Below are 23,436 nucleotides of genomic sequence, written 5' to 3'. Positions count from 1 at the left end.
TTGTCGGCGCCACCGGCCTGATTCCGGGTCTGTTTCACTCCCTGAAGCAAAGCGCTAGTCGCTGAAGCTTTGTCGAGCGTACTCAAAGAAACGGAAACAGCGAAGAGCCATGACCCTACTAATAAGAACTTCCTCACTGAGCGGCTACCCCGAACTGGTGACAGAACTGGGCGGTGACCCGGATGCCCTGCTGCGTCGCAGCCGGATTGACCCGGATAAGGTCCGCACCCTGGAGGGCTTCGTGCCGCTGTCCGCGCAAGCCGCTGCACTGGAGCACGCCGCCAAAGCCCTCGATTGTTCCGAGTTTGGCCTGCTGTTGTCCCTGCGTCAGGGGCCGGAGATCCTCGGCCCCATGGCAACCATTGCCCTGGAGGCTGAGACCGTGGGCAGCGCCCTGGAGAGCCTGACCGAATACCTGCACCAGTACTCACCCGGGCTGAACCTGCAGCTGCTGCCCTGCACCGAAACCCAGGGCGCACGGGTCGCTTTCTCGTTTGACCCGAGCCTGAAAAAGACACGCCAGGCACTGGAGCTGGCCCTCGGGGTTGCGTACAAGTCCCTGAAAATGGTCTGCGGCCCCGAGTTCCGCCCCACGGCACTGCTGATGCGTGCGGCCAGCCCGCTGCCCCATGGCCGCTACCTGGAGCACTTCCAGACCGAGGTTCGGTTCGGCAGCTCCTGCGACGCCCTGGTGCTGGCCCCTGAGCAGTTGGCCAGCCCGCTGGATTCGTCCAGCCCGGAGCTGCAACTGCCCAAGAAACAGTTTATCGACAGCGTCACTCTGGATGGCTCCCTGCCCATTCTTGAGCAGGTCAGGCACCTGATCTACGAGCTGCTGCCCGCGCAGCGCTGCAGCCTGCTGGAGATTGCCGGATTCCTGGGGCTGAACAAGCGCACCCTGCAGCGCAGGCTGGCGGAGCAGGAGATCGTGTTCGAGGAAATGCTGGACGCCATCCGCCGCGAACTGGCCGATGGCTACCTGGCGGAAACCGATATGCCGATGACCCAGGTAGCCGGACTGTTGGGCTATCGCGAGCAGAGCTCCTTCAATCGCGCGTGCCGCCGCTGGTATGAGTGCACACCTCTGCAGAAACGCCGCGAGCTCGCCTACGCGGTGAAGAATCGAGACGCCTGCCTCGAAGACTGACCTGCCGGCTCACAACGGGCGCGCTAGCGGATGCTGGCCGCGCCCCAGTAATTGAAACCGGCGAATCGCGGCGACAGCAGGTAGCCACTCTCCATCTCCCGCAGATGAAAGCCCCCACTCTCCAGCAGACGCGGTACCGGCCGGTTCAGGTTGCAGCCACCAAAGGCGCGCCGCCAAAACGGATTGAGCCGATCCTGCCAGCGCCGCACCCCGGCATCGGGGGCGGCACCGTGTTCCGAGAACAGCAACAACCCCCCGGGCTTGAGCACCCGCCGCATTTCGTCGAGTGCCCGCTGCCAGTCCGCGATAGTGCACAGGGTGTAAGTGAGCAGCACCGTGTCGACACTGTCATTTTCCAGGGGAATCTGCTCGCTGGGCAGGTCCAGCCAGCGTACCGGAACCCCGGCCCCAGCCACCCGTTTTGCCGCACGGGCGCGCATGCCCGCCGAGGGTTCCAGCCCCCAGACCAATTCCACCCGGTCCGGATCGTAAAACGGCAGGTTGAGCCCCGACCCCATACCGACTTCCAGCACCCGCCCCCGGGCTGCCGGCACCACGAGCCGGCGTTGCGCCTCAATGGGCCCCATGCCGCAGGCGAAGTCCAGCAGCCGGGGCAGGCAGTGCTCGCTGTAAAACCCCATTGTTCGTCCTCCTGCGAAAGATCGTCGGCTCGTCTTGCGAAACTACCACTCAATTCCACGTCGCGCCGCGATACCCGCTTCAAAGGCGTGCTTCAGCGGCCGCATTTCTGTCACCGTATCCGCCAGGTCACGCAGATACTGTTTCGCGCCGCGGCCGGTGATGATGACCGTCTGCGCCTCGGGCCGCTCCTCGATGGCCGCTACTACCTCGTCCCTGTCCAGCCAGCGGTAATTGAGCGCATAGGTCAGTTCATCCAGTACCACCAGGTAGGTGTCCGGGTCAGCGAGGGCGGCCCGCGCCTTTACCCACAGGGCTTCCGCCGCAGCTTTGTCCGCCTCGAAATCCTGTGTCTCCCAGGTGAAGTCGGTGCCCATCTGCTGCCACTCCAGGCGGTACCGATCGGCAGGCAGCCCCTGCAGCAGGTTCTTCTCACCACAATCCCAGGCGCCCTTGATGAACTGGGCCACAAACGCGGAATAGCCGTAACCGAGGGCACGGGTCACAGTACCCACGGCAGCCGTGGTCTTGCCTTTACCATCACCGGTATAGAGCAGTACCACGCCGCGCTCGGTCAACGCGCGGGCCACCCCCTCGTCGACAATCTTTTTGCGCTGTTCCATGCGGGCCTTGTGGCGCGCCTGTTTGTCCTGTGCCGAATCGTTATCACCGGGCTCGCTCATCACACCTCTCCGTTTTTCTGCATTTTTTCACGGCCTCAAAGATAACGCCCGCCGCGGCGAAAACCGCGACCGGCCTGTGCTCACAACCGCACTTCAAGCCCAGCGTACAGTCCCGCACCGGCAGTCTGGTATCCGGCCACCTCCCGGTAGTCGGCGTCCAGGACATTCTCGCCGCGCAGGGTCAGCAGCAGGGCTTCAGACCAGCGATAGCGTAAATTGAGATCCAGCTTGCTGTAATCGTCCAGGCGCACATCGGGCGCCCCCCAGACCGAAGGCGGGCTCAGGCGATCGGCCACCCGCTGCCAGTTGCCGCCGAGCTGCAGGCGCCCTCCGGCCAGCCGATAGGCAAGCCCAAGATTGAGCGCCCGCCCGGGCACCAGTAGCCGCTGCGCGCCGCGGGAGTCGGTGGCATCGAGCCAGGTACCGGCGAAATTCCAGTCGAGCCGTTCGTCCAGGGCGCCTGCGAGCGTCAGCTCAATACCCCGGGATTCGCTCTCACCATCGTCCTGCCCGTAGGCGCCCCAACCGCTGCTGCCGAGACTGTAATCGTAAACAATCGCGTCGGTGATGCGCTGCCGGAAGAAAACCAGCTCGGCGCGCACCTGCGGGGCCCGGCGGTATTCCGCGGCCACCTCGATGCCGTGGCTCCGCTCCGGCCCCAGTGGCATCGCCGACTCGCCCAGGTTGTAGGCCACCTCGAACGGGCTCGGGGCGCGAAAGCCGGTGCCGGCACTGCTGCGCAGCTTTAACTCGCCAACGGGCAGGGAAATTGGATAGGCCAGCGATGTCCGCCAGGTCGTGTGGTCGTCATTTTCCAGCTGGTCCCGCCGCGCGCCCAGGGTATAGAAGAGTGCGCGGTGCAATTCACCGCGCCATTCGGCGAATACCCCGAGACTGTCCAGGGCCAGTGCACGGCCACTGCTGCGATAGCCCTGCTGCTCCAGCTCGGCACCCCAGGACAGAGCACCGGCGGACAGGTTCCTCTGGCCGAGGTAATTGAGCTCCTCGATCTGGCCCCCGACAGCGAAGCTGCTCACACCGTCGCTGAGACTGTCCCGTTCGATCTCCTGCCGCGACGCGGCCAGTTCCTGTTCCAGCCCGTCGCCACGCAGGGTGGTCGCCAGCCGCACGCTGTTCTGAGTAAAGAGATCGCGACAGTCGTTGGAGGGCGTGAAGCCGCTGTAACAGTTGTCGAAACCGGTCTCCGCATTCTGATGGCGCAGCTGTGCCTCGAGGTCAATGGCATCGCTGGCAGCGTAAGCCAGCCTGGCACTGAGGGACTGGTTGCGGTAACCGTCACGCTCACCGCTGGAGTCATCTTCGCGGCTATTGAATCCGTCGCTGTGCCGCTGCGCCAGATTGAGGCTGTATTGCAGCTGCTCTGCCCGGCCGGCAATGTGTATGCTGCCCCGGCGATGGTTGTAGCGGCCGGCTTCGATGGCCGCTTCCATTTCCAGTGGAGCCTGCGGGCGGCGGGTGATGATGTTGATCACACCACCGGCTCCGGCGCCGTACATCATGCCCTGCGGGCCACGCAGCACCTCAATCCGCTCGATATCCCGCGCCTGCAGGTGCTGGAACTGCGCTGCCACCTGCGTGTTGGCCGGATCGGCAATATTGACCCCGTCGAGCAGCACCAGGGTGCGAAACTGGCTTTCGCCGCGCAGGTAAATGGCACTGACCTTGCCGGCACCGCCGTTGTTGCTGACAGCAATTCCGGGCAGGGTGCGCATCACATCCAGCAGGCTGGCATAGCCGAGCCTCTCGATGTCGCCGGCGGTTAGCACGCTCACGGATACGCCGAGTTCAGCTGCGGGAATTTCCGTGCGGCTGGCGGTAACGGACAGCTGCTCCAGCGACTCGGGAGACGCATCGGCAGCCAGTAGCACAAGTGCGGCGACCAGTGTCGTGGAAATGACCGCCGGGAGAAATGAATGATTCACAGTAGGTTCCCCAATCTCGAAAAATCAACGGATTGAGGGAGGGTGAGTGCAATCGGCACGCGGGAAGGCAGCCGCAAAACCCAACGGCAAACAGGCGCACTGACCAGACAAAGCCCTCCGCTTTATCCTCGAACTGCTGAGGGCCGGTATCGGGCTTGCGTTCAGTTCAGTGAACTGGCTCACCGTTGCGGGGGCAGCGCCGGACTGGTCGAATGACGTCACCGGACTTCCCGTTTAACCCAGCCAAGCGCAATTGCACTGCTGGGCACCCAAAGCGGAGGGGAGTATATCAACACTTGTCCTGCGGTGACTCGCCAGCGAAAAACTTTTCCGGCATTTTTCGTTTGCAGGCGTGGTTGGCACCGCAATCAAATCAGGTCGAAGACGACAAACTCCGGTTCCCCATCCCGCCAGCGGAACTCACAGCTTACGCCGTAGACATCGCCGATCATTGCGGGAGTGAAGACATCCCGGGGCGTGCCCTGGGCGCGCAGCCGCCCTTCATCCAGCAGGATGACGCGATCGCAGAATCGCGCCGCGAGGGACAGGTCGTGGAGGGCGAGAATCACCGTCTTGCCGCTATCGGCGATGCCGCGCAGGGTTTGCAGCAACTGCAGCTGGTGGCGGATATCCAGCGCCGCGGTGGGCTCGTCGGCAATCAGCAGTGGCGCCTCGCCCACCAGCAGGCGCGCCAGCTGCACCCGGCGCAGTTCGCCGCCGGAGAGCCGGGTAACGGCCCGTTGAGCGAAGTCCGCCCCGCCAACTTTCCCCAGCGCCCTGCGCACTCGCTCCTCGCGATCCTTCAGCCGTCCCCAGGGCAAAAGGCCAAGCGCCACCAGGTCGGCAGCGCTGACACTCCAGGCGGGCACTTCAGACTGCGGCAGGTAGGCGCAGAGGCGCGCGCGCGCGGCCGGTGAAAAGTCCGCGAGTGGTTGCTCATTGATGGACACCTCACCGGCGGAGGCATTCAGCACGCCGGCAAGCAACTGAAGCAGACTGCTTTTGCCCGCCCCATTGGGCCCGATCACCGCGGTCAGTTCGCCCGGGTGAAAGGCACAGCTGAGATTGTCGAGGACTCGCTGACCCTGACGCTCCAGGCAGAGCTCGCGGCAGGCGACATTGGCAGAGCGTTCCGGCTCCATCATTACAGTGCACCTCCACGTCGGGCACTGACGATCAGCCAGAAGAAGAAAGGCGCTCCGATAAATGCCGTCACGGCGCCGATGCGCAGCTCCTGTGCGCCGACAAAGTTGAGCACGAAAATATCGGCCAGCAACAGCAGCAGTGCGCCGCACAGTGCACTGGCCCACAGCAGCCGCGCCGGATCCTGGCCCACCAGCGGCCGCATCAGATGCGGCACCACCAGACCGATAAAGCCGATGGTGCCGGCCACGGCTACCGCAGCACCCACGGCGGCAGCGATCCCCAGCAGCAGTAACAACGGGTGGCGCCGGCCACCAAATCCCAGCGACGCCGCCGAGGCCTCGCCGAGCGTCAGTGCGCGCAGGTAGTTGCGGCTGGCAAACAGCAGCAAACCGCCCGCGATGATAAACGGCAGCGCCAGCAGCAACTGGTCCCAGCCCCGGTTGGCCAGCGAGCCCAGCAGCCAGAACACGATCTCCTGCATGGCGAACATGCTGGGGGCATAGTTGAGGGCCAGTGCCATCAGCGCCGACAGGAAGGCATTGATGGCCACGCCTGCCAGCACCAGGCGGCTGGCGCTGGCGCCGCGCCCGGCCAGCGCCCATACACTCAGGACTGCCACAAAAGCACCGCCGATGGCCAGCAGCGGCAACCACCAGCCGGACTGCCAGGCGAGGCCGTAATAGAGCAACAGGATGGCCGCCAGGGCCGCGCCGCTGCTCACCCCCAGTAGTGCCGGCTCAGCCAGCGGATTGCGCAACAGTCCCTGCATGGCAGCACCACCCATGCCCAGGGCAGCGCCCACCAGAATGGCCAGCAATGCCCGCGGCAGGCGCAGCTGCCACAGGATCACCGCCTCACTGCTCTCCCCGCGCCAGCTGTCACGCAGTGCGGCGGCCAGATCGATACTCACGGGGCCGCTCACCAGTGCCGCCAGCAGTGCCAGTGGCAGGGCCACTCCCAGCAGGCCGAGCGCAATCCTATTGCTGTTCAACAAGGCTCTCTCGCTTCTGTCTGAGTTTTTCCAACACGTCGGCGGCCACCAGGGCGGGGCAGAATCCCAGCTCCGCCGGCAGCGTGAAAACGCGGCCGCTATCGACATAGCGGCGGATCACCGGATGGCGCGCAGCCAGATGCGCCAGGGCAAACGTCTGCTCGCCGCCATACAGCACCAGCAGCTCCGGTTCGGCCGCGATCACCTGTTCCAGCATCACCCGCTGCAGTTGCCCTCCTTCACCACCATCGGGGTCGGCTGCCAGATTGCGAAAACCCGCCCGCTCCAGCAGCTCGTGCTCCAGCATGCCGCTGCCGTAGGTCAGGTTGTTGGCCGACAGGATCATTGCCGACAGCAGCTCCGCCGGTCGCGGTTGCTGCAGTATCTGTCCGAGCCGACCGGCCTGGCGCAGCAGCTCCGCATTGTCGTCCAGTTCGGCCGCCAGCGCCTGCAGCTGCTGCTGCAGTTGCGCCAGGTTGTGGGCATCGGGAATGGTGACCACAGGTACGCCCAGTTGCCGCAGGCGCGCCGCAGCGCGACCGCCACCGTACTGGCCCACCAGCACCAGGTCCGGCTCCAGGCCCAGTAACTCCTCGGCATGACCGCGATTGAGAGTGACATGTTCCGGCAGGGCCGCGCGGCGGTAGTGTTCATTGGCGGAAAGCCAGGTGACCGAGACGATACGTTCGTGGTCCACCCAGTCCAGCAGCAACTGGTCCACACACAGGTTCAGGGAGGCGATGCGCTCTGCCGCCGCCGTGGAAGTGCTGAACAGCAGCGCGACGAGGCACGGCCACAGGCGCGCTGCCATTGTTTTGGAGGCGCCCTCAGGCGACATCGATGGCCGCCAGCGCCTCGGCCAGCGTCTTGACCGGCACCATCTCCATGCCGTCGATATCGTTCTTCAGGCGGTTGGCGGCGGGCACGATGGCTTTGCGGAAACCGTGCTTGGCAGCCTCGCGCAGGCGTTCCTGGCCTGAGGGCACCGGGCGGATTTCCCCGGCCAGTCCCACCTCACCGAATACCATCAGGTCGCGGGGCAGCGGCCGGTTGCGGAAACTGGACACCACCGCCAGCAGCAGCGTCAGGTCGGCACTGGTCTCCATTACCTTGACCCCGCCCACCACGTTGATGAACACATCCTGGTCCCCCACCAGCACGCCGCCGTGGCGGTGCAGCACTGCCAGCAGCATATTGAGGCGGTTCTGGTCCAGGCCCACTGCCACCCGGCGCGGGTTGCCCAGGCTGCTGTCATCCACCAACGCCTGCAGTTCCACCAGCAGTGGGCGGGTGCCCTCCCACACGGAAGTCACCACGGAGCCGGCTGCCACCTCTTCCGCGCGCTGCAGGAAAATCGCCGAGGGGTTGGAGACTTCCTTCAGGCCCTGCTCGGTCATGGCGAACACCCCCAGCTCGTTGACCGCGCCAAAGCGGTTCTTGTGCGCGCGCAGGGTGCGGAAACGGGAATCGTGGGTGCCCTCCAGCAAGATGGAACAGTCGATGATGTGCTCGAGCACCTTGGGGCCGGCGAGGCTGCCATCCTTGGTCACGTGGCCAACCAGAATCAACGCCGTGCCGGTCTGCTTGGCATAGCGGGTCAGGTAGGCAGCGCTCTCGCGCACCTGGGCCACGGAGCCCGGCGCCGACTGCACCTCGCTCATGTGCATGACCTGGATGGAGTCCACCACCATTACCCGCGGCTGCACTTCTTTCGCGATATGGCAGATGCGCTCTACGTCGGTCTCGGACAGCATCTGCAGCTGGTCGGCGGGCAAACCGAGGCGCTTTGCGCGCATGGCCACCTGTTGCAGCGACTCCTCGCCGGTGATGTACAGCGCCGGCATGTTCTGGGACAGGTGGCACAGGGTCTGCAACAGCACCGTCGACTTGCCGGCGCCCGGGTGACCGCCGATCAGCACCACTGAGCCCGGCACCAGGCCACCGCCCAGCACCCGGTCCAGCTCGCCGGCATTGGTGGGGATGCGCGGGAGTTCGGACAGGTCGATCTCGGACAGTTTCTGTACCCTACCCGCCCCGGCGGCACCGGCATAGCCACTCTGGGCATCGGTGAAATTGGCCGAGCGGCTGTCCTTGTGTTCCGGGCCGAGGCGCACTTCGCTGAGGCTGTTCCAGGTACCGCAGGCGCTGCACTGGCCGGCCCACTTGCTGTAGTCGGCCCCACACTCGTTGCAGACATAGGCGGTTTTGCGTTTTGCGGCCACGGGGCACTCCTCCGGCTGGGCTCAGGGGCGGGACTGGGATCGGACAGGCGCACAGTCTACCAGCCCCTTGCCGGAGGGACACCGCCTCCCCGGCCGCGGGCGACAAGGGAGCCGGATCGGCTTGGGTTACAGCTCGAACAGCCGGTTGGCACCCTGCGCCATGCGCCGGGCCTCGTTCTCCTCGAGCTCGCGGATATCGTTTATCAGTGCCCGGGTGGGCGCGGTTTCGGCGCGTGCCTGCAGGCGGCGGTATAGCGCAATCAACTCCTGGTGCACAGTCATCACATCCTGCAGCAGCGCCTCGTCGCGCGTCAGCCGCTCGAGCGCCCGGCCGTCAGCCAGGCGCTCGATGGGATGGGCGCGCAGATACTCGTAACACCAGGTATTCAGGGCACGCTCCGGCGCATCGCGCCCGTGTTCATCCACCAGCGCGGACAGGTTGCGCTCGCTCTGCGCCAGGTACTCACGCAGCAGGCCATCCCGGGAATCACCGTCATCCCGTGCACCGCTGCGCAGGTGCCGCGCCAGGGTCTGGTGCAGGACACCGGTCTGCTGGATGACATCGTTCAGGGTCTGCGCCTGCATAAAAACCTCCTTTGGTCTTTTCTGTCGGCATCTGCGGGCCCGGCCTGATCGCGGCCACTGCGCCATCGATTGCGACAGCTTTACAGGCCCTGATATAGAACTGACGTCGGTAAGGAGGATTTCAACCCCGTCAGGGGGCGATGCGGCCGCTGAGCAGGTGTCGGCCGTCGTAGGGAAAGACGATGTCGGAATCGGGCTGGTCTTCACGACAATCATGCTCAGGGCACTCAACAGTGGAGAGCAGGTGCCGAATGACATTCAGGCGTGCGCGCTTCTTGTCGTTTGCACTGACCACATACCAGGGCGCCTGTTCGCTGTGGCTTTTAGCAAACATCTCGTTGCGAGCAATGCTGTACTCATCCCAGTGGGACACGGCCGTCTCGTCGACCGGGCTGATTTTCCATTGCTTGAGGGGATCGGTATGACGCGCTTCGATCCGCTTTTTCTGCTCGGCGCGGTCGATATCCAGGTAGTACTTGATGATCTGGATGCCTGAACTGACCAGCATGCGCTCGAACGGCACCACCGATGCCATGAAATTGCGGTACTCGTGGTCGCTACAGAAGCCCATCACCCGCTCCACGCCAGCACGGTTGTACCAGCTGCGGTTGAACAGCACCATCTCCTGCCTGGATGGCAGGTGCGGCACATAGCGCTGGAAATACCAGCTGTTGCGATCGCGGTCCGACGGCTTGCCCAACGCCACCACCCGAGTCTCCCGCGGGCTGAGGTGTTCGACAATACGCTTGATGGTGCCATCCTTCCCCGCAGCATCGCGCCCCTCGAACAGGATCAGGATCTGCAGGTCGCAGGCAATCAGATGTCGCTGCAGTTTGACCAGTTCGATCTGCAGGTGACGCAATTCCTCCTTGTAGTCACCACTCCCACCTTTGCGTTTTGCCATAGTGCCCTACTCCCGTCGATTGCTTTCGCCCGCGACAACCCCTGCTGACCTGCCCGGTGCCGCCACTCGCATCAATATAGCCGGCTCACTTCCGTCACAGGGGCTCTTCAGCCAGCCGATGGCACCTCGGGGAGGTTTTCCTATCAGCACGCCCGGAAGGTATGATCGTGCAATTAGGCGCCACTCGCGCTGCGCCAGACATCCGCGGAGAACAACAATGAAGCTGGCCCGCCACCTCCGAAAACTGCACAAATGGATTTTCCTCGTTATCGGCCTGCAGGCCCTGCTGTGGACTGCCAGTGGCTTTTACATGGTGGTGATGAACTTGGACTTCATCCATGGTGATCACCTGGTGAAGAACTTGCGCGAACCCCTGCCCGATTTTTCACAGCCCCTCTACCCCACTGCGCAGATTGTCGAGGCCGGACAGGCCGTCAAGTCGGTGCAGTTGAAAGTACTTCAGGGACGACCCTACTTCCTGGTGCGGGACAGCCATGGCGAATATCGTCGCGATGCCTATAGCGGCGCCTTGATCGATACCGTCGATGCCAGGGGCGCAGCCGATCTGGCACGCCATTACTATGCCGGCGAGGGCAAGGTGGCCCGAGTGCAGTTGATCAGCTCAGATCCGCCGACAGAAATTCCGGCGCGTATTCTGCCCGTCTGGCGGGTGGACTTCGATGACCGCTTTGGTACCACTCTGTATATCGACCCGGGTACCGCGGCACTGGTCACCCGCCGCCACGACCTCTGGCGCGCCTTCGACTTCTTCTGGATGCTGCACATCATGGACTACGAGGAGCGCGCAGATGTCACCAACCCGCTGCTGCGTATCCTGATCGTCGCAAGCCTCATGGGGGCACTGGCTGGTGTGGCATTACTGCCCTTCAGTTTCCGCCTGCTGCGAAACCGCAAAAAGGGCAGGGTCAGGAGGAGCGGGAACAAGACGCGCGCTGCAAATGCACGCCGGAGAGCAACAGCATGATTCGCGTGATTGCCCGGATACACAAATGGCTCGGCCTTCTGCTCGGTCTGCAGTTGCTGGTGTGGCTGATCAGCGGCCTGGTCTTCAGCCTGCTGGATCCCAAACTGGTGTCTGGGCGGCACCTGATGGCAGAACCACAGGACATCAGTCTGATGGCACCCAGGGCCCTGCTCGGCCACGAGGCCATAGCTGCCCGCTACCCTGCGGACACGGTACTCGGCATTGAGCTGACCCACCGGCTGGGACGCCCGCTCTACCGGATCGAAACGGCGAACTACACCGAACTGCGGGATGCCCGCACTGGCCTCCCGCTCGAGGTCGATGCTGATGTCGCGGCACAGGTCGCCGCCAGTGACTACGCCGGCGACAAGCAGTTGCTGGCAAGCCCGGTATGGCTGGAGGCGCCCACGCTGGAAACCCGCAAACACGAAGGTCCGCTCTGGCGCGTCGATGTGAACGACCCTGACGGCACCACCCTGTATGTCTCCGCTGCGGACGGGCAGGTGCTGGAGCGGCGCACCGATAGCTGGCGGTTGTTCGATTTCTTCTGGATGCTGCACACCATGGACTACCGCGGGCGGGACAATTTCAACAATCCCCTGATCATCCTGGTCGGATTCGCGAGCCTGTGGCTGGCAGGCTCCGGGGCATTGCTAGTGGGACGCATGATTTCCCGGCTGCGATTGCGCAGGCGAAGCCAGCGGGCCACCGGCCCGGCAGCCTGAAACCTTATTCCACCTCCAGCGTCCCCCGGTACATCTGCATCTGGCAGGTGAAGGGATACTTGCCCGGCTCTGCCGCAGGCAGGCGCACTTCGGTGACTTCATGTACCGCCAGTTGCGCACTGACTTCCAGGTCCGGGAACAATACATATTCCGCACAGGGACTGGGATCCTCGCGGCGAAATTTCAAAGTGGCGGGGCTGCCGGCCGGCAGGAAGATGCGGTCCGGTTCATAAACGCCATCTTTTACCAGGATTTCCCTCCCTGCTGCAGGCACAGTTCTATCAGCGCCGGTCTTTCCGCTCCTGCCAGCGATCCAGAACCACCAGACGATGGCTGCGATCAGTAACAGTCCGGCCACATTCACAATCAGTGTCAGCATCAGGCAGTCTCCTCCGGCTTGAACCAGCGCAACCGGTTCGCGTTGCTCACCACAGTCACCGAGGAAAAGGCCATGGCCGCCCCGGCAATGACCGGGCTCAGCAAGGCACCGGTAAATGGATAGAGCACACCGGCAGCAATGGGGATACCCAGCACGTTATAGATAAATGCCCCGAACAGGTTCTGCTTGATATTGCGCAGCGTGCCACGGGACAGCTCAATGGCATCGGCAACACCGTGCAGGGATGAGCGCATCAGGGTGACATCGGCAGTTTCGATGGCCACATCCGTGCCCGCGCCGATGGCAAAACCTACCTCGGCCCGTGCCAGCGCCGGAGCATCATTGATGCCGTCGCCAGCCATGCCTACATGATCCCCCTGGTCCTGCAGCTCACCGACGATCCGCTCCTTGTCCTCCGGCTGCAGTTCGGCATGCACGCTGTCGATACCGAGCTGTTTCGCCACTGCATTGGCTGTGCCCTGATTGTCACCAGTCAGCATGTGAATGCGCAGGCCCAGCTTCTGCAGGCGCTTGATGGCCGAAGTTGCATCCATGCGCAATGGATCTGCCACCGCAATCACGCCCGCCATCTTGCCATCTACCGACGCGTACATTGCAGTGCTGCCCTTTTCGCCGAGTTCCTGTACTTTCTTCTGCCAGTCACCAATGTCGATGTCTTCGCGCTCCATCAGCTTGCGGTTGCCCAGCAGCACGCGCCTGCCGTCGACATCACCCTGCACACCGTGAGCCGTGATCGCTTCGAAATCCCGGGTTTCCAGCAACGTCAGCTCTCTCTCCCGTGCGGCAGAGAGCACGGCTTCCGCCAGCGGGTGTTCGGAGCCCTGTTCCAGGCTGGCCAGCAGCCGCAGCAGGTCGTCCTCACTGCCATCGAAACCGGCATCGGTCTCGATTTCGGTCAGCTGTGGCGCACCCTCGGTCAGCGTGCCGGTTTTGTCCACCACCAGCGTGTCGAGGTGACTGGCCTGCTGCAGCGCCTTGCCGTTGCGGATCAGCACACCGTATTCGGCCCCCTTGCCGACACCCACCATCACCGACATGGGCGTGGCCAGGCCCAGCGCACAGGGGCAGGCGATGATCAGGACCGAAGTGAGCACCACCAGCGTGTGGGCGGCGCGCGGATCGGGACCGAAGTTGAACCAGGCCAGCGCCGCCAGCACGGCGATGATCATGACGGTGGGCACAAAGATGGAGGAAATGGTGTCGGCAAGGCGGGCGATGGGAACGCGGGAACTCTGGGCGTTTTTGACCATTTCGATGATCTGCGCCAGCCGGGTCTCCGCACCGACCTTCTCCGCGCGGAACAGCAGGGTGCCGTTCTTGTTCAGCGTACCGGCGGAGAGAAAGTCCCCGGTGGATTTTTTTACCGGTACTGGCTCGCCGGTGAGCATGGACTCATCCACCAGGCTGCTGCCTTCGTCGACCGTGCCATCCACCGGGATTTTCTCCCCCGGACGCACGCGGATCCGATCGCCCACGGCTACCTGTTCCAGCGGCAGATCTTCCTCCCTGCCATCACGGACCACACGCGCAGTGGGGTCCTGTAACTCGAGCAGTTTCTCCACCGCCGCGCTGGTGCGCCCCCGGGCGCGCAGCTCCAGTGCCTGTCCCAGGTTAATGAGGCCGATGATCATGGCACTGGCCTCGAAGTAAACATGCCGCGCCGCCTCCGGCAGCAGCTGCGGCGCAGCGACCACCAGCATGGAGAAAGCCCATGCCGTACCGGTACCCAGAGCCACCAGGGTGTCCATATTGGCGTTGTGGTGCAGGAAGGCCCGCCAGGCGCCGGTAAAGAAGTGCCCGCCGCAATAGACCAGCACCCCCAGCGTAAGCAGGCCCACCACACCCCAGGCGCGCTGCTGTGGCGGCGTGTTGACCATCATCTCGCCACCCAGCAGCCCCCAGGCCATCAGCGGGATGCCCAGGCCCAGGGCGATGGCACAGCGCTTCAGCAGGTCCCGGTAGTGACGCTGCTCCTCGGCTCGCTGCTGCTCGCGGCGCTCGCGCTCGCTGACCCGCACCGGTTCGGCCCCGTAGCCGGCGTTTTTCACCGCGGCGATACAGGCTTCCGCCGTGGCGTCCCCCTGAACCAGCAGGGTCTTGTCGGCGAGATTGACCCGGGCATCCTCCACGCCAGGCACCTCCGCCAGCGCTCCCTCGATCTTGCGCACACAACCGGCGCAGGAGGCGCCTTCTAGGCGAAAAGTCTGCTTCAGCTCAGACATGGATACTCCTATTCCCTGTTTGGGACGGAAGGATAACGCCAGCAGGAGGGGACAGTGCAAATGGATCAGGTCAGACTGGTAACAAGGCTCCGATAAACAGCCAGGCGATTGCCAGCGTGGCGAGTGCCAGCAGAACCCGCTCGGAGAGGCTGTCGGTCTTCAGGCCCGGTAAGCCTTTGTCCCGCCAGCGCCAGACGAGAAATAGGACTCCAACCGCAAGGAACAGCAGGTTCAGAAACAGGGTGTAGTCGACCTTGAAGAACTCCCGCTCGGTCATTTTTTTCACGCTGTCATGACTGGGCAGCAGATCGAAAAAAGCAAAACCATAGTGCAGCAGCAACGCCGAACAAACCAGGATGACTAGGAAGACTGCGAGAATATACAGGGCCATCTTCCAGCCGTAATACTGGGCCTGGATGCGCAGCACCGGCAACACCACCAGGTCGCTGAAGATAAACGCCATGATGCCGGCAAAGGCCACACCGTTGTCGAATAGCACCGCTGCCAGCGGGATATTGCCCATGGAGCCGATAAAGGTGAAGAAGGCCGCTATCGGGCCGACCAGACTCTGTAATAGCACCTCCCAGAAGGCGGGGTCTGGGTCGCCGGCACCGACAAACAGGCTCTGGAAAAACGACCTGGGCACGAACACGGCAATGATGCCGGCGACGGTGAAACCCACGGTGACATCCTTCCACACCATGTGCCATTCCATCACATACTTGTTCGCCACCCGGCGCCAGCCTTCCCGGCTGCGGATCAGCTCGCGCCAGTCAGGCGGCTCGCTGTCGTCATCGCTTCCCCCCTCGGCCTTTCGCGCGCGCTTTCGAGCTTTCTCGACCAGCTTCTTCGGCGCCGTCAGGCGCACCAGCAGCCACATCAGCAGGATCAGCAGCACACCGCCGAGATATTCCCCTACGACGAACTGCCAGCTGAGGAAGACGGCGATGACAATCCCCAGTTCGATCACCAGGTTGGTGGAGGCGAGGAGGAAGGCCAGCGCCGGCACCAGGCCCGCCCCTTTGGCAAACAGGGCGCGGGTGGTGGCGAGGGCGGCGAAGGAACAGGAGCTGGAGATGAAGCCAAAGAAAGAGGCGAGCCCGACACTTTTGGGCCCGGCCTTGCCCATGCTCTGGCGCATGCGCTCGCGGGTGACAAACACCTGGATCATGCTGCTGATCAGGTAGCCGAGCCCGAAGGCCCAGAAGGCCATCCAGAAGAGGCCCAATGTGGTAATGGCAGCCTGGTGCCAGTTATCGAGAAACGTCTCCATCGTCCCGTGCCCTGTGCTGCGCCCGCTTTTCCTCTTCCCCCTGCCCCCTGCCCCTGTCGCCGGCGACCACTCCAGAGCATAGCAACACCCTGAACCAAGGGTCAGTCACAGTACCCTAACAACCGGCCTGCTCCCCGCGCAAACGACCGGACGGGGTGTTAGAATCGCGCCATGAAACACCCCCTGCTCCCGGAACGCCCGCTCTGCCTGTCGCCCACTCTGGCCGCCACCCTCGGCCTGGAGGAGGCGGTGCTGCTGACCGCACTGAGCGAACTGCTGCCGTTCCTGGCGTCGGAGTCCCATCCCGGCCGCGACTGGTACAGCGTGGAGGCGGAGCAGCTGCAGCAACTGCTGCCCTTCTGGCAGCCGGCGGATATCCAGCGGGTGGCCACCAGCCTGCGCAACCAGGGCGCCCTGTTGCTGGGTTCGGCCCCCTACGGCAGCAGCGGTCTGCTGAAGTTTGCCCTGCCCGGCGAGCACCGCGCACCGGAGCCCGCGCACCCTGCGGCTCCCGCCCGACCCAATCGCAGTGCCAACACCATTGCCCCCAACTGGCAGCCGGACCAGGAAACCCTGGCCCGCATCGCCCAGCTGGGCGTGCCGGAACACTTCGTACGCGAGCAGTTGCCCGAGTTCGTCACCTACTGGCGGGAGCGCGGTGAGTCCCGCCATTCCTTCGGCGCCCTGTTCCTGAAACAGGTCAAGAGCAAGTGGGAGGCCTACCGGGCCACTGCCCAGCGCAAGCAGCCCCTGCCACAGGGCTGGCGGCCCGGCGAAGATACCCTGAGCAAGCTGGCGGATGAGGGCGTGCCCAGCACCTTCGTGCAGCGGGGTCTGCAGCGCTTCCTTGATTACCATCGCTCCAGTGGCAAGCAGTCCATCTCCTGGGACCTGGAATTCAATGACTGGATCATGGAAGACTGGGAGAAGCAGGACACCCCGTTTATCGAGAAGCGCAAGCCGACGGCCATGACCCGCGACTGGCAACCCAGTGAGCACACCTGGGAGCAGCTGCGGCGTCTGGCCATCAACCCCAGTTTTGCCGCCGAGCTGCTGCCGGAGTTCATCTACAAGTGGCTGGAACGCGGCGGCCACAGCGCCCGCTGGGGTGAACAGTTCATCGAGTATGCCCGCGAGGAGTGGGCCTACTACTGCCAGGGTATCGAGAAGAACCCGGTGGCCAAGCCCATCTCCCGCAACTGGCAGCCCGGTAGCGACTGCTTGAGCCATCTGGTCAACCAGTGTGAAATAGACCGGGACTTCGCCCTGTCCCTGGTGCCCGAATTCATCATTTACTGGCGCGGCCAGAACGCCGCGCGCAAGAGCTGGGACGCCGTTTTCGTGCGTCATGCGCGCTACCAGTGGGCAGAGCGCAACAAGCTGGCGATAGGACAATCTCATGGCAAGCAGCAACACACCAACTCCGACAACCAGCGCACAAGAGATCGCTCCATCAGCGACCTCCTCACGGACACAAGCTGGTAACAGCGGCGAGCAGCTGAACGAACGCAAGCGCGTCCTCAACGAGGTATTTGCGCTGTTCAAACTGAACTACCACAACCAGTTCAGCGCCGCCTTCCCGGATACCGAGACCCTGCACCACGCCAAACGGCTGTGGCTGGAGGCGCTGGCCGCGTTCAGCCCGCAGGAGATCATGCAGGGGGCCAAGCGCGCCATTCTGCAGAGTGAGTACCTGCCCACCGTGCACAAGATGCTGCAGCTCTGCGCCGCGGGCGAGAACGGCCTGCCGGAGGCGCGCGCTGCCTATCGCGAGGCCTGCAACGCGCCCAGCCCCAAGACCAACTATCGCTGGAGTCACCCGGCGGTCTATCACGCCGGCCGTGAGGCCAACTGGTTCTTCCTCGCCAACAATCCGGAGTCTGTGGCCTATCCGGTGTTCGCCGAGCAGTACCGCAAGATTTGCGCCCGGGTGCTCGAAGGTGAGAAGTTGCCAGCACCGGAACAGCTGCGACTGGAAGACAACCCGGGCAAGCCGCTCTCCAAAGAGGAAAACGCGAAAAAGCTCGCCGCCCTGCGTGCCGAACTGGATCTGTAATCAACGTCTCATCTTTTTTTCCGGTCCCATCGTAAGGTATGGGGGAAAGGGGCGGATAACGCCCGGATAACAACAGCCATTTGCAAGCCAGCAGGTAATGCCATGACGCGGCCCTCTCTTCTGCTAGCGGTACCCCTACTGGCGCTGTCCAACCTGGCCAGCGCCGACTTCTACTCCCACCGGTACGCCGGCTTCAGCTTCGGCAATGCGGACCAGGCGGGCTTCTGCGAGGCGACGGATGCGCGCATCAATCGCTTCGCCTCCGACACCCAGGATGTGACCGAGCGCAGCTGTGAAGGCGCCGATCAGCTCATCAAGCTCTACGGCGGCTGGCGCTGGACCCCCAACCTGGCGGTGGAGGCCAGTGTGCAGCAGCTGGACGACAGCAATATTTCCTTCACTGTCACCAACGACCGAGGTGAATTTCTGCAGTTCGAGGAGGAAATCGAAACCCGGCTCGCCAGCGCCTATGTTGTCGGCCACCTACCGCTGTTCGGTGGTGCAAGCCTGTTTGCCAAGGCCGGCGGAGGTTTATGGACTGGGACACTGAACGGACGGCAGCGCGGCGAGCTGCTGGCTGCAGTCGAGGAAGACGGGGAGATCCGTGAAGTGCCGGTGGAGGTCCGCGGCCGCGCCGCAGAGGCCGATAATGGCTTCCACTGGAGCTACGGCGCCGGTATCAGTTACCGCAATGAGGACAACTGGACCGTGAGGGCGGAATGGGAGACTTTCCAGGATATCGGTTCCGATACCCTGCGCGGCGCCTATGACCTGGAGAGCGTGTCACTGGGCTGGAGCCTGCATTTCTGAGCAGGTTCCCGCAGCGGTCGCACCCGGGAGCCTGTAGCGCTCCAGCAGTGAAATAGCACCAGCTCCGACTGACATGGCCGCCTCGGCTTCACATTACCAAGCAGCATTGTGAAGCGGGTCGGGATTGCTCCCGGCTGCCCCCTTCCATTACTGCCTGATCTCCACGGGGGCCAGGATGCACGATTCAGGACTCCGCTAAACTAGTCTCAGGTTGCCACTCTGTGCCAGCAGCTCCCCGTCACCGGCACAGCAGAAGCCGGAGATAAAATGAAAAATCTGCCGCCAGACCCGTCCCGCCGCACTCTTTTCAAAGCAATTGGCGCCCTGACCGCAGCAGGCGCCAGCAACGGCCTGTTGACAGCATGCAGCCGCAGTAAGGACGTGGAACAGGCCGGGCTGACCTTCGCGGAAATTCCCCACAGGCTGGATGACAACCACCACCTGCCGGACGGATATCGCGCCGACATCCTGCTACGGTGGGGCGATCCGCTGCATGCCGGCGACAGCCCTTTCGACCCGGCGAACCTGGATGCGCACTCACAGGCGCGGCGCTTCGGTTACAACAATGACTTCATCGCGTTCATGCCTTTGGACGATAACGCCGGCCCCGGAGAAAACGCGCGGCACCTGGCGAGTGACAACAGTGTGCGGGGCCTGCTGTGCGTAAACCATGAATACACGCAACCGCACCTGATGTTTCCCGGCTACGACGATGGGTACAAAGCCACCCGCGGCGTGAGTGCCGAGCATGTGGCGATCGAGCAGGCCGCCTGCGGCCATGCCATCACCGAGATCGAAAAAACCAGCACCGGCTGGCAACCGGTACTGGACAGCCCCTACAACCGTCGCATCACCCTCTCCACGGCCATGGGGATCGTCGGCCCCGCCGCCGGTGACCGGCGCTTGCAGACGAGCGCGGACCCGACCGGCAAGACCGTGCTCGGCACCGTCGGCAACTGTGCCGGCGGCAAGACCCCCTGGGGCACGGTGCTGATTGCGGAAGAGGGGTTCGGCGGCGCTTTCCAGGGTGATCCGGACAATATTGCCGACCCGGTGGAGGCGCTCAATCATCACGTCTTCGATATCTCGCCAGCCAACCGCAACTGGGGCGACCACGACCCCCGGTTCGATATCGGGCAGGAGCTGCACGAACCCAACCGGTTCGGCTGGATGGTGGAGTACGATCCCTACGATCCACAATCACAACCGCGCAAACTGACCAGCCTGGGCCGCTTCGAGCACGAGGGCTTTACCCTGGTCTGCAAACCCGGGCAGCCCGTGGTGGCTTATGGCGGCGACGATGATGAACACCAGTTCGTGTACCGTTATGTCTCCCGGGACAGGTACGAGCCGGGCAAAGACAGCCACAACCGCGCCCTGCTGGTCGAGGGAACCCTGTTCGCCGGCCAGTTCAACGAGGACGGTTCCGGGCGGTGGCTGCCGCTGGTTTTCGGTCAGGGTCCGCTGAAACCTGAAAACGGCTTTCACAACCAGGCAGACGTACTGATCGATGCCCGCCGTGCCGCCGCCCTGCTCGGCGCCACGCCCATGGACCGGCCCGAGGATGTGGAGACCAACCCGGTCAACGACTGCACCTATGTGATGCTGACCAAGAACAAGCGCCGCGCCGTGGCCAATGCCGCCAACCCGCGGCCCAAGAATGCCACCGGCCATGTGCTCGAAATCGTGCCGCCCGGAATCGACGGTGCACGTGATCATGTCAGCGACCAGTTCCGCTGGAATACCTTCCTGCTGGGCGGCAACCCCAATGCCGAGGATCCCGGTGAGCGCGGTGCCTACGGCCAGCAACTGCCGGGCACCATCTCCCCCCACGGCTGGTTTGCCAACCCGGACAATGTGGCCTTCGATCTCGGTGGCAACATGTGGATCGCCACCGATGGCTGTGAGAGCTTCGGTTTCCACGACGGACTCTGGGCCATGGCCACCGAGGGGGAACTGCGCGCGGCGCCACGACACTTCTTCGGCTGCCCGCGGGGCGCGGAAGTGTGCGGACCGGAATTCACCCCGGACGGCACCACCCTGTTCGTGGCCGTACAACACCCGGCGGATGGCGGCCGCTCCACCTTCGACAAGCCCATGCACCGCTGGCCCGACAATGATCCCGCGTTACCCCCACGCCCGTCCGTGCTGGCGATCTACCGGCCCGATGGCAAGCGTGTGGGCAGCTAGTGCCGGCAGGGTCGGGACCTTGTGGCTCAGATCGAGAAGAACTGCTGGATCCCCAGCAGCACATTGGTGGTAGCGACCGAGGCAAGAATCAGCCCCATCACCCGGCTGACGATACTGGCGCCAGCATCACCGATAAAGCGGAAGATCCACTGCGCCGTGAGCAACAGCAACAGCACGATGCCCAGCACCGCGAACATTGCAGTGGCAGTGCGGAACTGGTGAATGGGGTCGAAGCGGTAATTGTCGGTCAGAACCACCGCCGCCAGCATGGCACCGGGCGAGGCGATGGACGGCACCGCGAGAGGAAAGATCGCCGTTTCGTGGCCGCCCTTGACGATCCCCACCTCCTGCTCCGGCTTGCCCTCACCGAAGATCATGGTCAGGGCAAACAGGAACAGCACCACGCCGCCCGCCACCTGGAAAGCCGACAGCGGCACGCCGATTGTCTCCAGCAGGTACTGCCCGGCCATGAGGAAAAAGAGAAGAATGGCGGCGGCCACCAATACTGCCAGCAAGGCGATCTTGCGTTTCTGCCAATCTGCATGGCGCGAGGTCACAGCGATAAACACCGGCAGTGTGCCGACCGGGTCGATGACAGCAAAGAAAAAGACAAAGCTGCTGATCCAATCGTTCAAGGGAGGCTCCGGCGCACCGTGCTACTATCGGCTTGATTCCCACTGCCGTTGCCGGGGAATCGTGAATGGGGATCTGAACCAGAAGTCTAGTGCATGACCAATCACTCACCGACCGCCCGTAGAATCGCCAAAACCATCCTCAATGGCTTCGATGCCTACTTTGCGGATTTCCAGAACATCACCCTGGGGGCCAAGGCGCGCTTTGAAACCGCCTCCTGGCAGGCGGTGCATCACGCCAACAAAGAGCGTATCGACATCTACAAGACCAAGGTGATGCAGGTCCTGAAACTGGTGCACTCGGTTACCAGCAAAGACACCACCGAGCTGGCGATCTGGCGCGAAGCCCGCGCCACTTTCGCCCAGCTGATCGCCAACCACAACAACTACGAAATTGCCGAGACCTTTTTCAACTCGGTGTTCTGCAACCAGTTCAGGCACGCCCACATTCACGACAGCAATATCTTCGTGAAGTCCTCGCGGGCCCCGGATGAGAAGCCGCTGCGGGACTACAGCATCTACATCAGTTACAGCGGTCGCGATGGCCTCGAGTACATGATCGAGGATATCCTCAATGACTACGGCTTCTCGGTGCCGTGGGAAGACCTGCCGCGGGATGTGGAGAATATCTGCAGAGTCCTGCGCGAGGGCCCCCTGGCAGCCCTGCAGAACGAGAAGCAGCTGCGGGTGGATATGCTGGAGTCGGTGTTCTACCGCAACAAGGCCGCCTACCTGGTCGGGCGGATGATGTTCGGCGGCGAAGTGATCCCGCTGCTACTGCCATGCCTGAATAACGGCCGCGGCGGGGTCTTCGTCGACACAGTACTCCACAGCAATGATTCCGCCAGTATCATCTTCAGCTTTACCCGCTCTTACTTCATGGTGGACGCACCGATTCCCTCGCGCTTCGTGCGTTTCCTCTCCACCATCATGCCACTGAAGGAGCGCTCCGAGCTGTACAACTCCATTGGCTTCCACAAGCATGGCAAGACCGAGTTCTACCGCCATATCCTCGCCCATATGAAGGTGAGCAACGACAAGTTCATCATCGCCCCCGGCATCAAGGGCATGGTCATGAGCGTATTCACGCTGCCCTCGTACCCGGTGGTCTTCAAGGTGATCAAGGACAAGTTCGACCGCCCCAAGACCGTGACCGAGGCCATCGTGCGGGAAAAATACAAGTTCGTATCACGCTCAGACCGGGTCGGTCGCATGGCGGATACCCAGGAATACTCCAACTTTATTTTCTATCGCAATCGATTCAGCCCGGAACTTCTGGAGGAACTGCAGGAAGTGGCACCCTCCAAGCTGGAGATGGATGACAAGTGGGTAATCATCAAGCACCTGTATGTGGAGCGGCGCATGGAGCCGCTCAACCTCTACCTCCAGCATGCCAGCGACGAGGAGACCCGCGAGGCGATGGAGGAATACGGCAATGCCATCAAGCAGCTGGCCGCGGCGAATATCTTCCCCGGCGACATGCTGCTGAAGAACTTCGGCGTCACCCGCCACGGCCGCGTGGTTTTCTACGACTACGATGAGCTGTGCCCACTCACTGACTGTCACTTCCGCAAGATTCCCGAGGCACACACCGCCGAGCAGGAGCTCTCCGACCAGCCCTGGTACACGGTAGATGAAGCAGACGTCTTCCCGGAAGAGTTTCGCCTGTTCTTCTCCGGCAACCCCACTGCCCGCAAGGCGTTCGAGGACGAGCACAGCGACCTGTACGACTACCGCTACTGGCAGCGCCTGCAGGAGCGCATCCGCGCCGGCCATATCGAAAGCGCCTTCCCCTACCGGCGCGCATGGCGTTTCAAGCGCCAATCCGCCCGCAAGGCCAAAGGAGGCAGTTAGGGGCTATAGTGAGTGAGAGGGACCCGAGG

The 23,436-nt window shown here is 63.3% G+C and carries 21 protein-coding genes and 1 riboswitch; of the genes, 8 read left to right on the top strand and 13 right to left on the bottom strand.

The window, feature by feature from the left end; all coding sequences use genetic code 11:
• Window positions 1–109 precede the first annotated feature (109 nt).
• On the top strand, window positions 110–1,147 hold the full coding sequence (locus LVD12_RS07225; protein WP_237066962.1) for an AraC family transcriptional regulator: 1,038 nt from the start codon (window positions 110–112) through the stop codon (window positions 1,145–1,147).
• Window positions 1,148–1,170: 23 nt separating this feature from the next.
• On the opposite strand, the gene LVD12_RS07220 is transcribed toward LVD12_RS07225, so the two are convergent.
• The 9 genes from LVD12_RS07220 to ppk2 form a co-directional block, all read right to left on the bottom strand.
• Entirely contained in the window at window positions 1,171–1,788 is a 618-nt protein-coding gene (locus LVD12_RS07220; RefSeq protein WP_237066960.1) for a class I SAM-dependent methyltransferase, read from the bottom strand.
• Window positions 1,789–1,830: 42 nt separating this feature from the next.
• On the bottom strand, window positions 1,831–2,469 hold the full coding sequence (gene cobO, locus LVD12_RS07215; protein ID WP_237066958.1) for a cob(I)yrinic acid a,c-diamide adenosyltransferase: 639 nt from the start codon (window positions 2,467–2,469) through the stop codon (window positions 1,831–1,833).
• Window positions 2,470–2,549: 80 nt separating this feature from the next.
• Window positions 2,550–4,412 carry a TonB-dependent receptor plug domain-containing protein gene (locus LVD12_RS07210; RefSeq protein ID WP_237066955.1) on the bottom strand — a complete coding sequence of 621 codons (1,863 nt, stop codon included), beginning with the start codon at window positions 4,410–4,412 and terminating at the stop codon, window positions 2,550–2,552.
• A 124-nt stretch (window positions 4,413–4,536) separates the two neighbouring features.
• Window positions 4,537–4,700, bottom strand: a riboswitch (cobalamin riboswitch).
• 80 nt (window positions 4,701–4,780) lie between these two features.
• A complete protein-coding gene (locus tag LVD12_RS07205) occupies window positions 4,781–5,557 on the bottom strand; it encodes an ABC transporter ATP-binding protein (protein ID WP_237066953.1) in 777 nt (258 codons plus the stop codon).
• A complete protein-coding gene (locus LVD12_RS07200; RefSeq protein ID WP_237066951.1) occupies window positions 5,557–6,552 on the bottom strand; it encodes a FecCD family ABC transporter permease in 996 nt (331 codons plus the stop codon). The genes LVD12_RS07205 and LVD12_RS07200 overlap by 1 nt, the downstream gene beginning before the upstream one ends.
• A complete protein-coding gene (locus LVD12_RS07195) occupies window positions 6,536–7,360 on the bottom strand; it encodes an ABC transporter substrate-binding protein (RefSeq protein ID WP_237066949.1) in 825 nt (274 codons plus the stop codon). Before LVD12_RS07195 ends, LVD12_RS07200 begins: the two co-directional genes overlap by 17 nt.
• A gap of 16 nt (window positions 7,361–7,376) precedes the next feature.
• Complete coding sequence (gene radA, locus LVD12_RS07190) at window positions 7,377–8,771, bottom strand: DNA repair protein RadA (RefSeq protein ID WP_237066947.1); 1,395 nt, start codon at window positions 8,769–8,771, stop codon at window positions 7,377–7,379.
• 126 nt (window positions 8,772–8,897) lie between these two features.
• Window positions 8,898–9,356 carry a hypothetical protein gene (locus LVD12_RS07185; protein ID WP_237066945.1) on the bottom strand — a complete coding sequence of 153 codons (459 nt, stop codon included), beginning with the start codon at window positions 9,354–9,356 and terminating at the stop codon, window positions 8,898–8,900.
• Between the two features lie 130 nt (window positions 9,357–9,486).
• Window positions 9,487–10,260: a polyphosphate kinase 2 gene (ppk2, locus tag LVD12_RS07180; protein WP_237066943.1), complete on the bottom strand. Its 774-nt coding sequence runs from the start codon at window positions 10,258–10,260 to the stop codon at window positions 9,487–9,489.
• Between the two features lie 217 nt (window positions 10,261–10,477).
• Between ppk2 and LVD12_RS07175 the strand changes: the two genes are divergently transcribed.
• Both LVD12_RS07175 and LVD12_RS07170 read left to right on the top strand, forming a co-directional pair.
• Window positions 10,478–11,245, top strand: coding sequence for a hypothetical protein (locus LVD12_RS07175; protein WP_237066941.1), 768 nt, complete (start codon window positions 10,478–10,480; stop codon window positions 11,243–11,245).
• Window positions 11,242–11,970, top strand: a complete 729-nt coding sequence (locus tag LVD12_RS07170) for a PepSY domain-containing protein (protein WP_237066939.1) — start codon at window positions 11,242–11,244, stop codon at window positions 11,968–11,970. The genes LVD12_RS07175 and LVD12_RS07170 overlap by 4 nt, the downstream gene beginning before the upstream one ends.
• 4 nt (window positions 11,971–11,974) lie before the next feature.
• Here LVD12_RS07170 and LVD12_RS07165 read toward each other — a convergent pair whose 3' ends face one another.
• The 3 genes from LVD12_RS07165 to LVD12_RS07155 all read right to left on the bottom strand — a co-directional run bounded on the left by LVD12_RS07165 (window position 11,975) and on the right by LVD12_RS07155 (window position 15,865).
• Window positions 11,975–12,349: a cupredoxin domain-containing protein gene (locus tag LVD12_RS07165; protein WP_237066937.1), complete on the bottom strand. Its 375-nt coding sequence runs from the start codon at window positions 12,347–12,349 to the stop codon at window positions 11,975–11,977.
• Window positions 12,349–14,592 (bottom strand): heavy metal translocating P-type ATPase, encoded by a 2,244-nt coding sequence (locus tag LVD12_RS07160; protein ID WP_237066935.1) that lies wholly within the window; start codon window positions 14,590–14,592, stop codon window positions 12,349–12,351. The genes LVD12_RS07165 and LVD12_RS07160 overlap by 1 nt, the downstream gene beginning before the upstream one ends.
• 70 nt (window positions 14,593–14,662) lie before the next feature.
• Window positions 14,663–15,865, bottom strand: coding sequence for a permease (locus tag LVD12_RS07155; protein WP_237066932.1), 1,203 nt, complete (start codon window positions 15,863–15,865; stop codon window positions 14,663–14,665).
• 171 nt (window positions 15,866–16,036) lie between these two features.
• Between LVD12_RS07155 and LVD12_RS07150 the strand changes: the two genes are divergently transcribed.
• From LVD12_RS07150 to LVD12_RS07135, 4 genes are all read left to right on the top strand, one after another.
• Entirely contained in the window at window positions 16,037–17,350 is a 1,314-nt protein-coding gene (locus LVD12_RS07150) for a DnaT-like ssDNA-binding domain-containing protein (protein ID WP_237066931.1), read from the top strand.
• Window positions 17,265–17,921, top strand: a complete 657-nt coding sequence (locus LVD12_RS07145) for a replication protein P (RefSeq protein WP_237066929.1) — start codon at window positions 17,265–17,267, stop codon at window positions 17,919–17,921. The genes LVD12_RS07150 and LVD12_RS07145 overlap by 86 nt, the downstream gene beginning before the upstream one ends.
• Window positions 17,922–18,023: 102 nt before the next feature.
• Window positions 18,024–18,731, top strand: a complete 708-nt coding sequence (locus LVD12_RS07140; RefSeq protein WP_237066927.1) for an outer membrane beta-barrel protein — start codon at window positions 18,024–18,026, stop codon at window positions 18,729–18,731.
• A gap of 267 nt (window positions 18,732–18,998) precedes the next feature.
• Window positions 18,999–20,921 (top strand): PhoX family protein, encoded by a 1,923-nt coding sequence (locus LVD12_RS07135; protein WP_237066925.1) that lies wholly within the window; start codon window positions 18,999–19,001, stop codon window positions 20,919–20,921.
• Between the two features lie 26 nt (window positions 20,922–20,947).
• Here the strand turns inward: LVD12_RS07135 and LVD12_RS07130 are convergent, their stop codons facing one another.
• Window positions 20,948–21,556, bottom strand: coding sequence for a MarC family protein (locus LVD12_RS07130; RefSeq protein WP_237066923.1), 609 nt, complete (start codon window positions 21,554–21,556; stop codon window positions 20,948–20,950).
• A gap of 93 nt (window positions 21,557–21,649) precedes the next feature.
• Here LVD12_RS07130 and aceK point away from each other — a divergent pair, with 93 nt between their 5' ends.
• Window positions 21,650–23,407, top strand: coding sequence for a bifunctional isocitrate dehydrogenase kinase/phosphatase (gene aceK, locus LVD12_RS07125; RefSeq protein ID WP_237066920.1), 1,758 nt, complete (start codon window positions 21,650–21,652; stop codon window positions 23,405–23,407).
• The last annotated feature ends 29 nt before the right edge of the window (window positions 23,408–23,436 follow it).

Origin of the sequence: Microbulbifer guangxiensis (genome assembly GCF_021729075.1) — a bacterium.
Lineage (GTDB): Bacteria > Pseudomonadota > Gammaproteobacteria > Pseudomonadales > Cellvibrionaceae > Microbulbifer > Microbulbifer guangxiensis.
Note: the sequence above shows the minus strand (reverse complement) of the source record. Positions and strands in the feature narration are given on the sequence as shown.

What these genes read in the sequence shown, in the direction of transcription:
- LVD12_RS07150 (WP_237066931.1), top strand. Translation starts at nt 16,037, where the DNA reads ATGAAACACCCCCTGCTCCCGGAACGCCCGCTCTGCCTGTCGCCCACT.
- LVD12_RS07165 (WP_237066937.1), bottom strand. Translation starts at nt 12,349, where the DNA reads ATGCTGACACTGATTGTGAATGTGGCCGGACTGTTACTGATCGCAGCC.
- LVD12_RS07170 (WP_237066939.1), top strand. Translation starts at nt 11,242, where the DNA reads ATGATTCGCGTGATTGCCCGGATACACAAATGGCTCGGCCTTCTGCTC.
- ppk2 (WP_237066943.1), bottom strand. Translation starts at nt 10,260, where the DNA reads ATGGCAAAACGCAAAGGTGGGAGTGGTGACTACAAGGAGGAATTGCGT.
- LVD12_RS07160 (WP_237066935.1), bottom strand. Translation starts at nt 14,592, where the DNA reads ATGTCTGAGCTGAAGCAGACTTTTCGCCTAGAAGGCGCCTCCTGCGCC.
- LVD12_RS07155 (WP_237066932.1), bottom strand. Translation starts at nt 15,865, where the DNA reads ATGGAGACGTTTCTCGATAACTGGCACCAGGCTGCCATTACCACATTG.
- LVD12_RS07225 (WP_237066962.1), top strand. Translation starts at nt 110, where the DNA reads ATGACCCTACTAATAAGAACTTCCTCACTGAGCGGCTACCCCGAACTG.
- LVD12_RS07195 (WP_237066949.1), bottom strand. Translation starts at nt 7,360, where the DNA reads ATGGCAGCGCGCCTGTGGCCGTGCCTCGTCGCGCTGCTGTTCAGCACT.
- LVD12_RS07175 (WP_237066941.1), top strand. Translation starts at nt 10,478, where the DNA reads ATGAAGCTGGCCCGCCACCTCCGAAAACTGCACAAATGGATTTTCCTC.
- cobO (WP_237066958.1), bottom strand. Translation starts at nt 2,469, where the DNA reads ATGAGCGAGCCCGGTGATAACGATTCGGCACAGGACAAACAGGCGCGC.
- LVD12_RS07140 (WP_237066927.1), top strand. Translation starts at nt 18,024, where the DNA reads ATGACGCGGCCCTCTCTTCTGCTAGCGGTACCCCTACTGGCGCTGTCC.
- LVD12_RS07220 (WP_237066960.1), bottom strand. Translation starts at nt 1,788, where the DNA reads ATGGGGTTTTACAGCGAGCACTGCCTGCCCCGGCTGCTGGACTTCGCC.
- LVD12_RS07145 (WP_237066929.1), top strand. Translation starts at nt 17,265, where the DNA reads ATGGCAAGCAGCAACACACCAACTCCGACAACCAGCGCACAAGAGATC.
- LVD12_RS07185 (WP_237066945.1), bottom strand. Translation starts at nt 9,356, where the DNA reads ATGCAGGCGCAGACCCTGAACGATGTCATCCAGCAGACCGGTGTCCTG.
- LVD12_RS07135 (WP_237066925.1), top strand. Translation starts at nt 18,999, where the DNA reads ATGAAAAATCTGCCGCCAGACCCGTCCCGCCGCACTCTTTTCAAAGCA.
- LVD12_RS07205 (WP_237066953.1), bottom strand. Translation starts at nt 5,557, where the DNA reads ATGATGGAGCCGGAACGCTCTGCCAATGTCGCCTGCCGCGAGCTCTGC.
- aceK (WP_237066920.1), top strand. Translation starts at nt 21,650, where the DNA reads ATGACCAATCACTCACCGACCGCCCGTAGAATCGCCAAAACCATCCTC.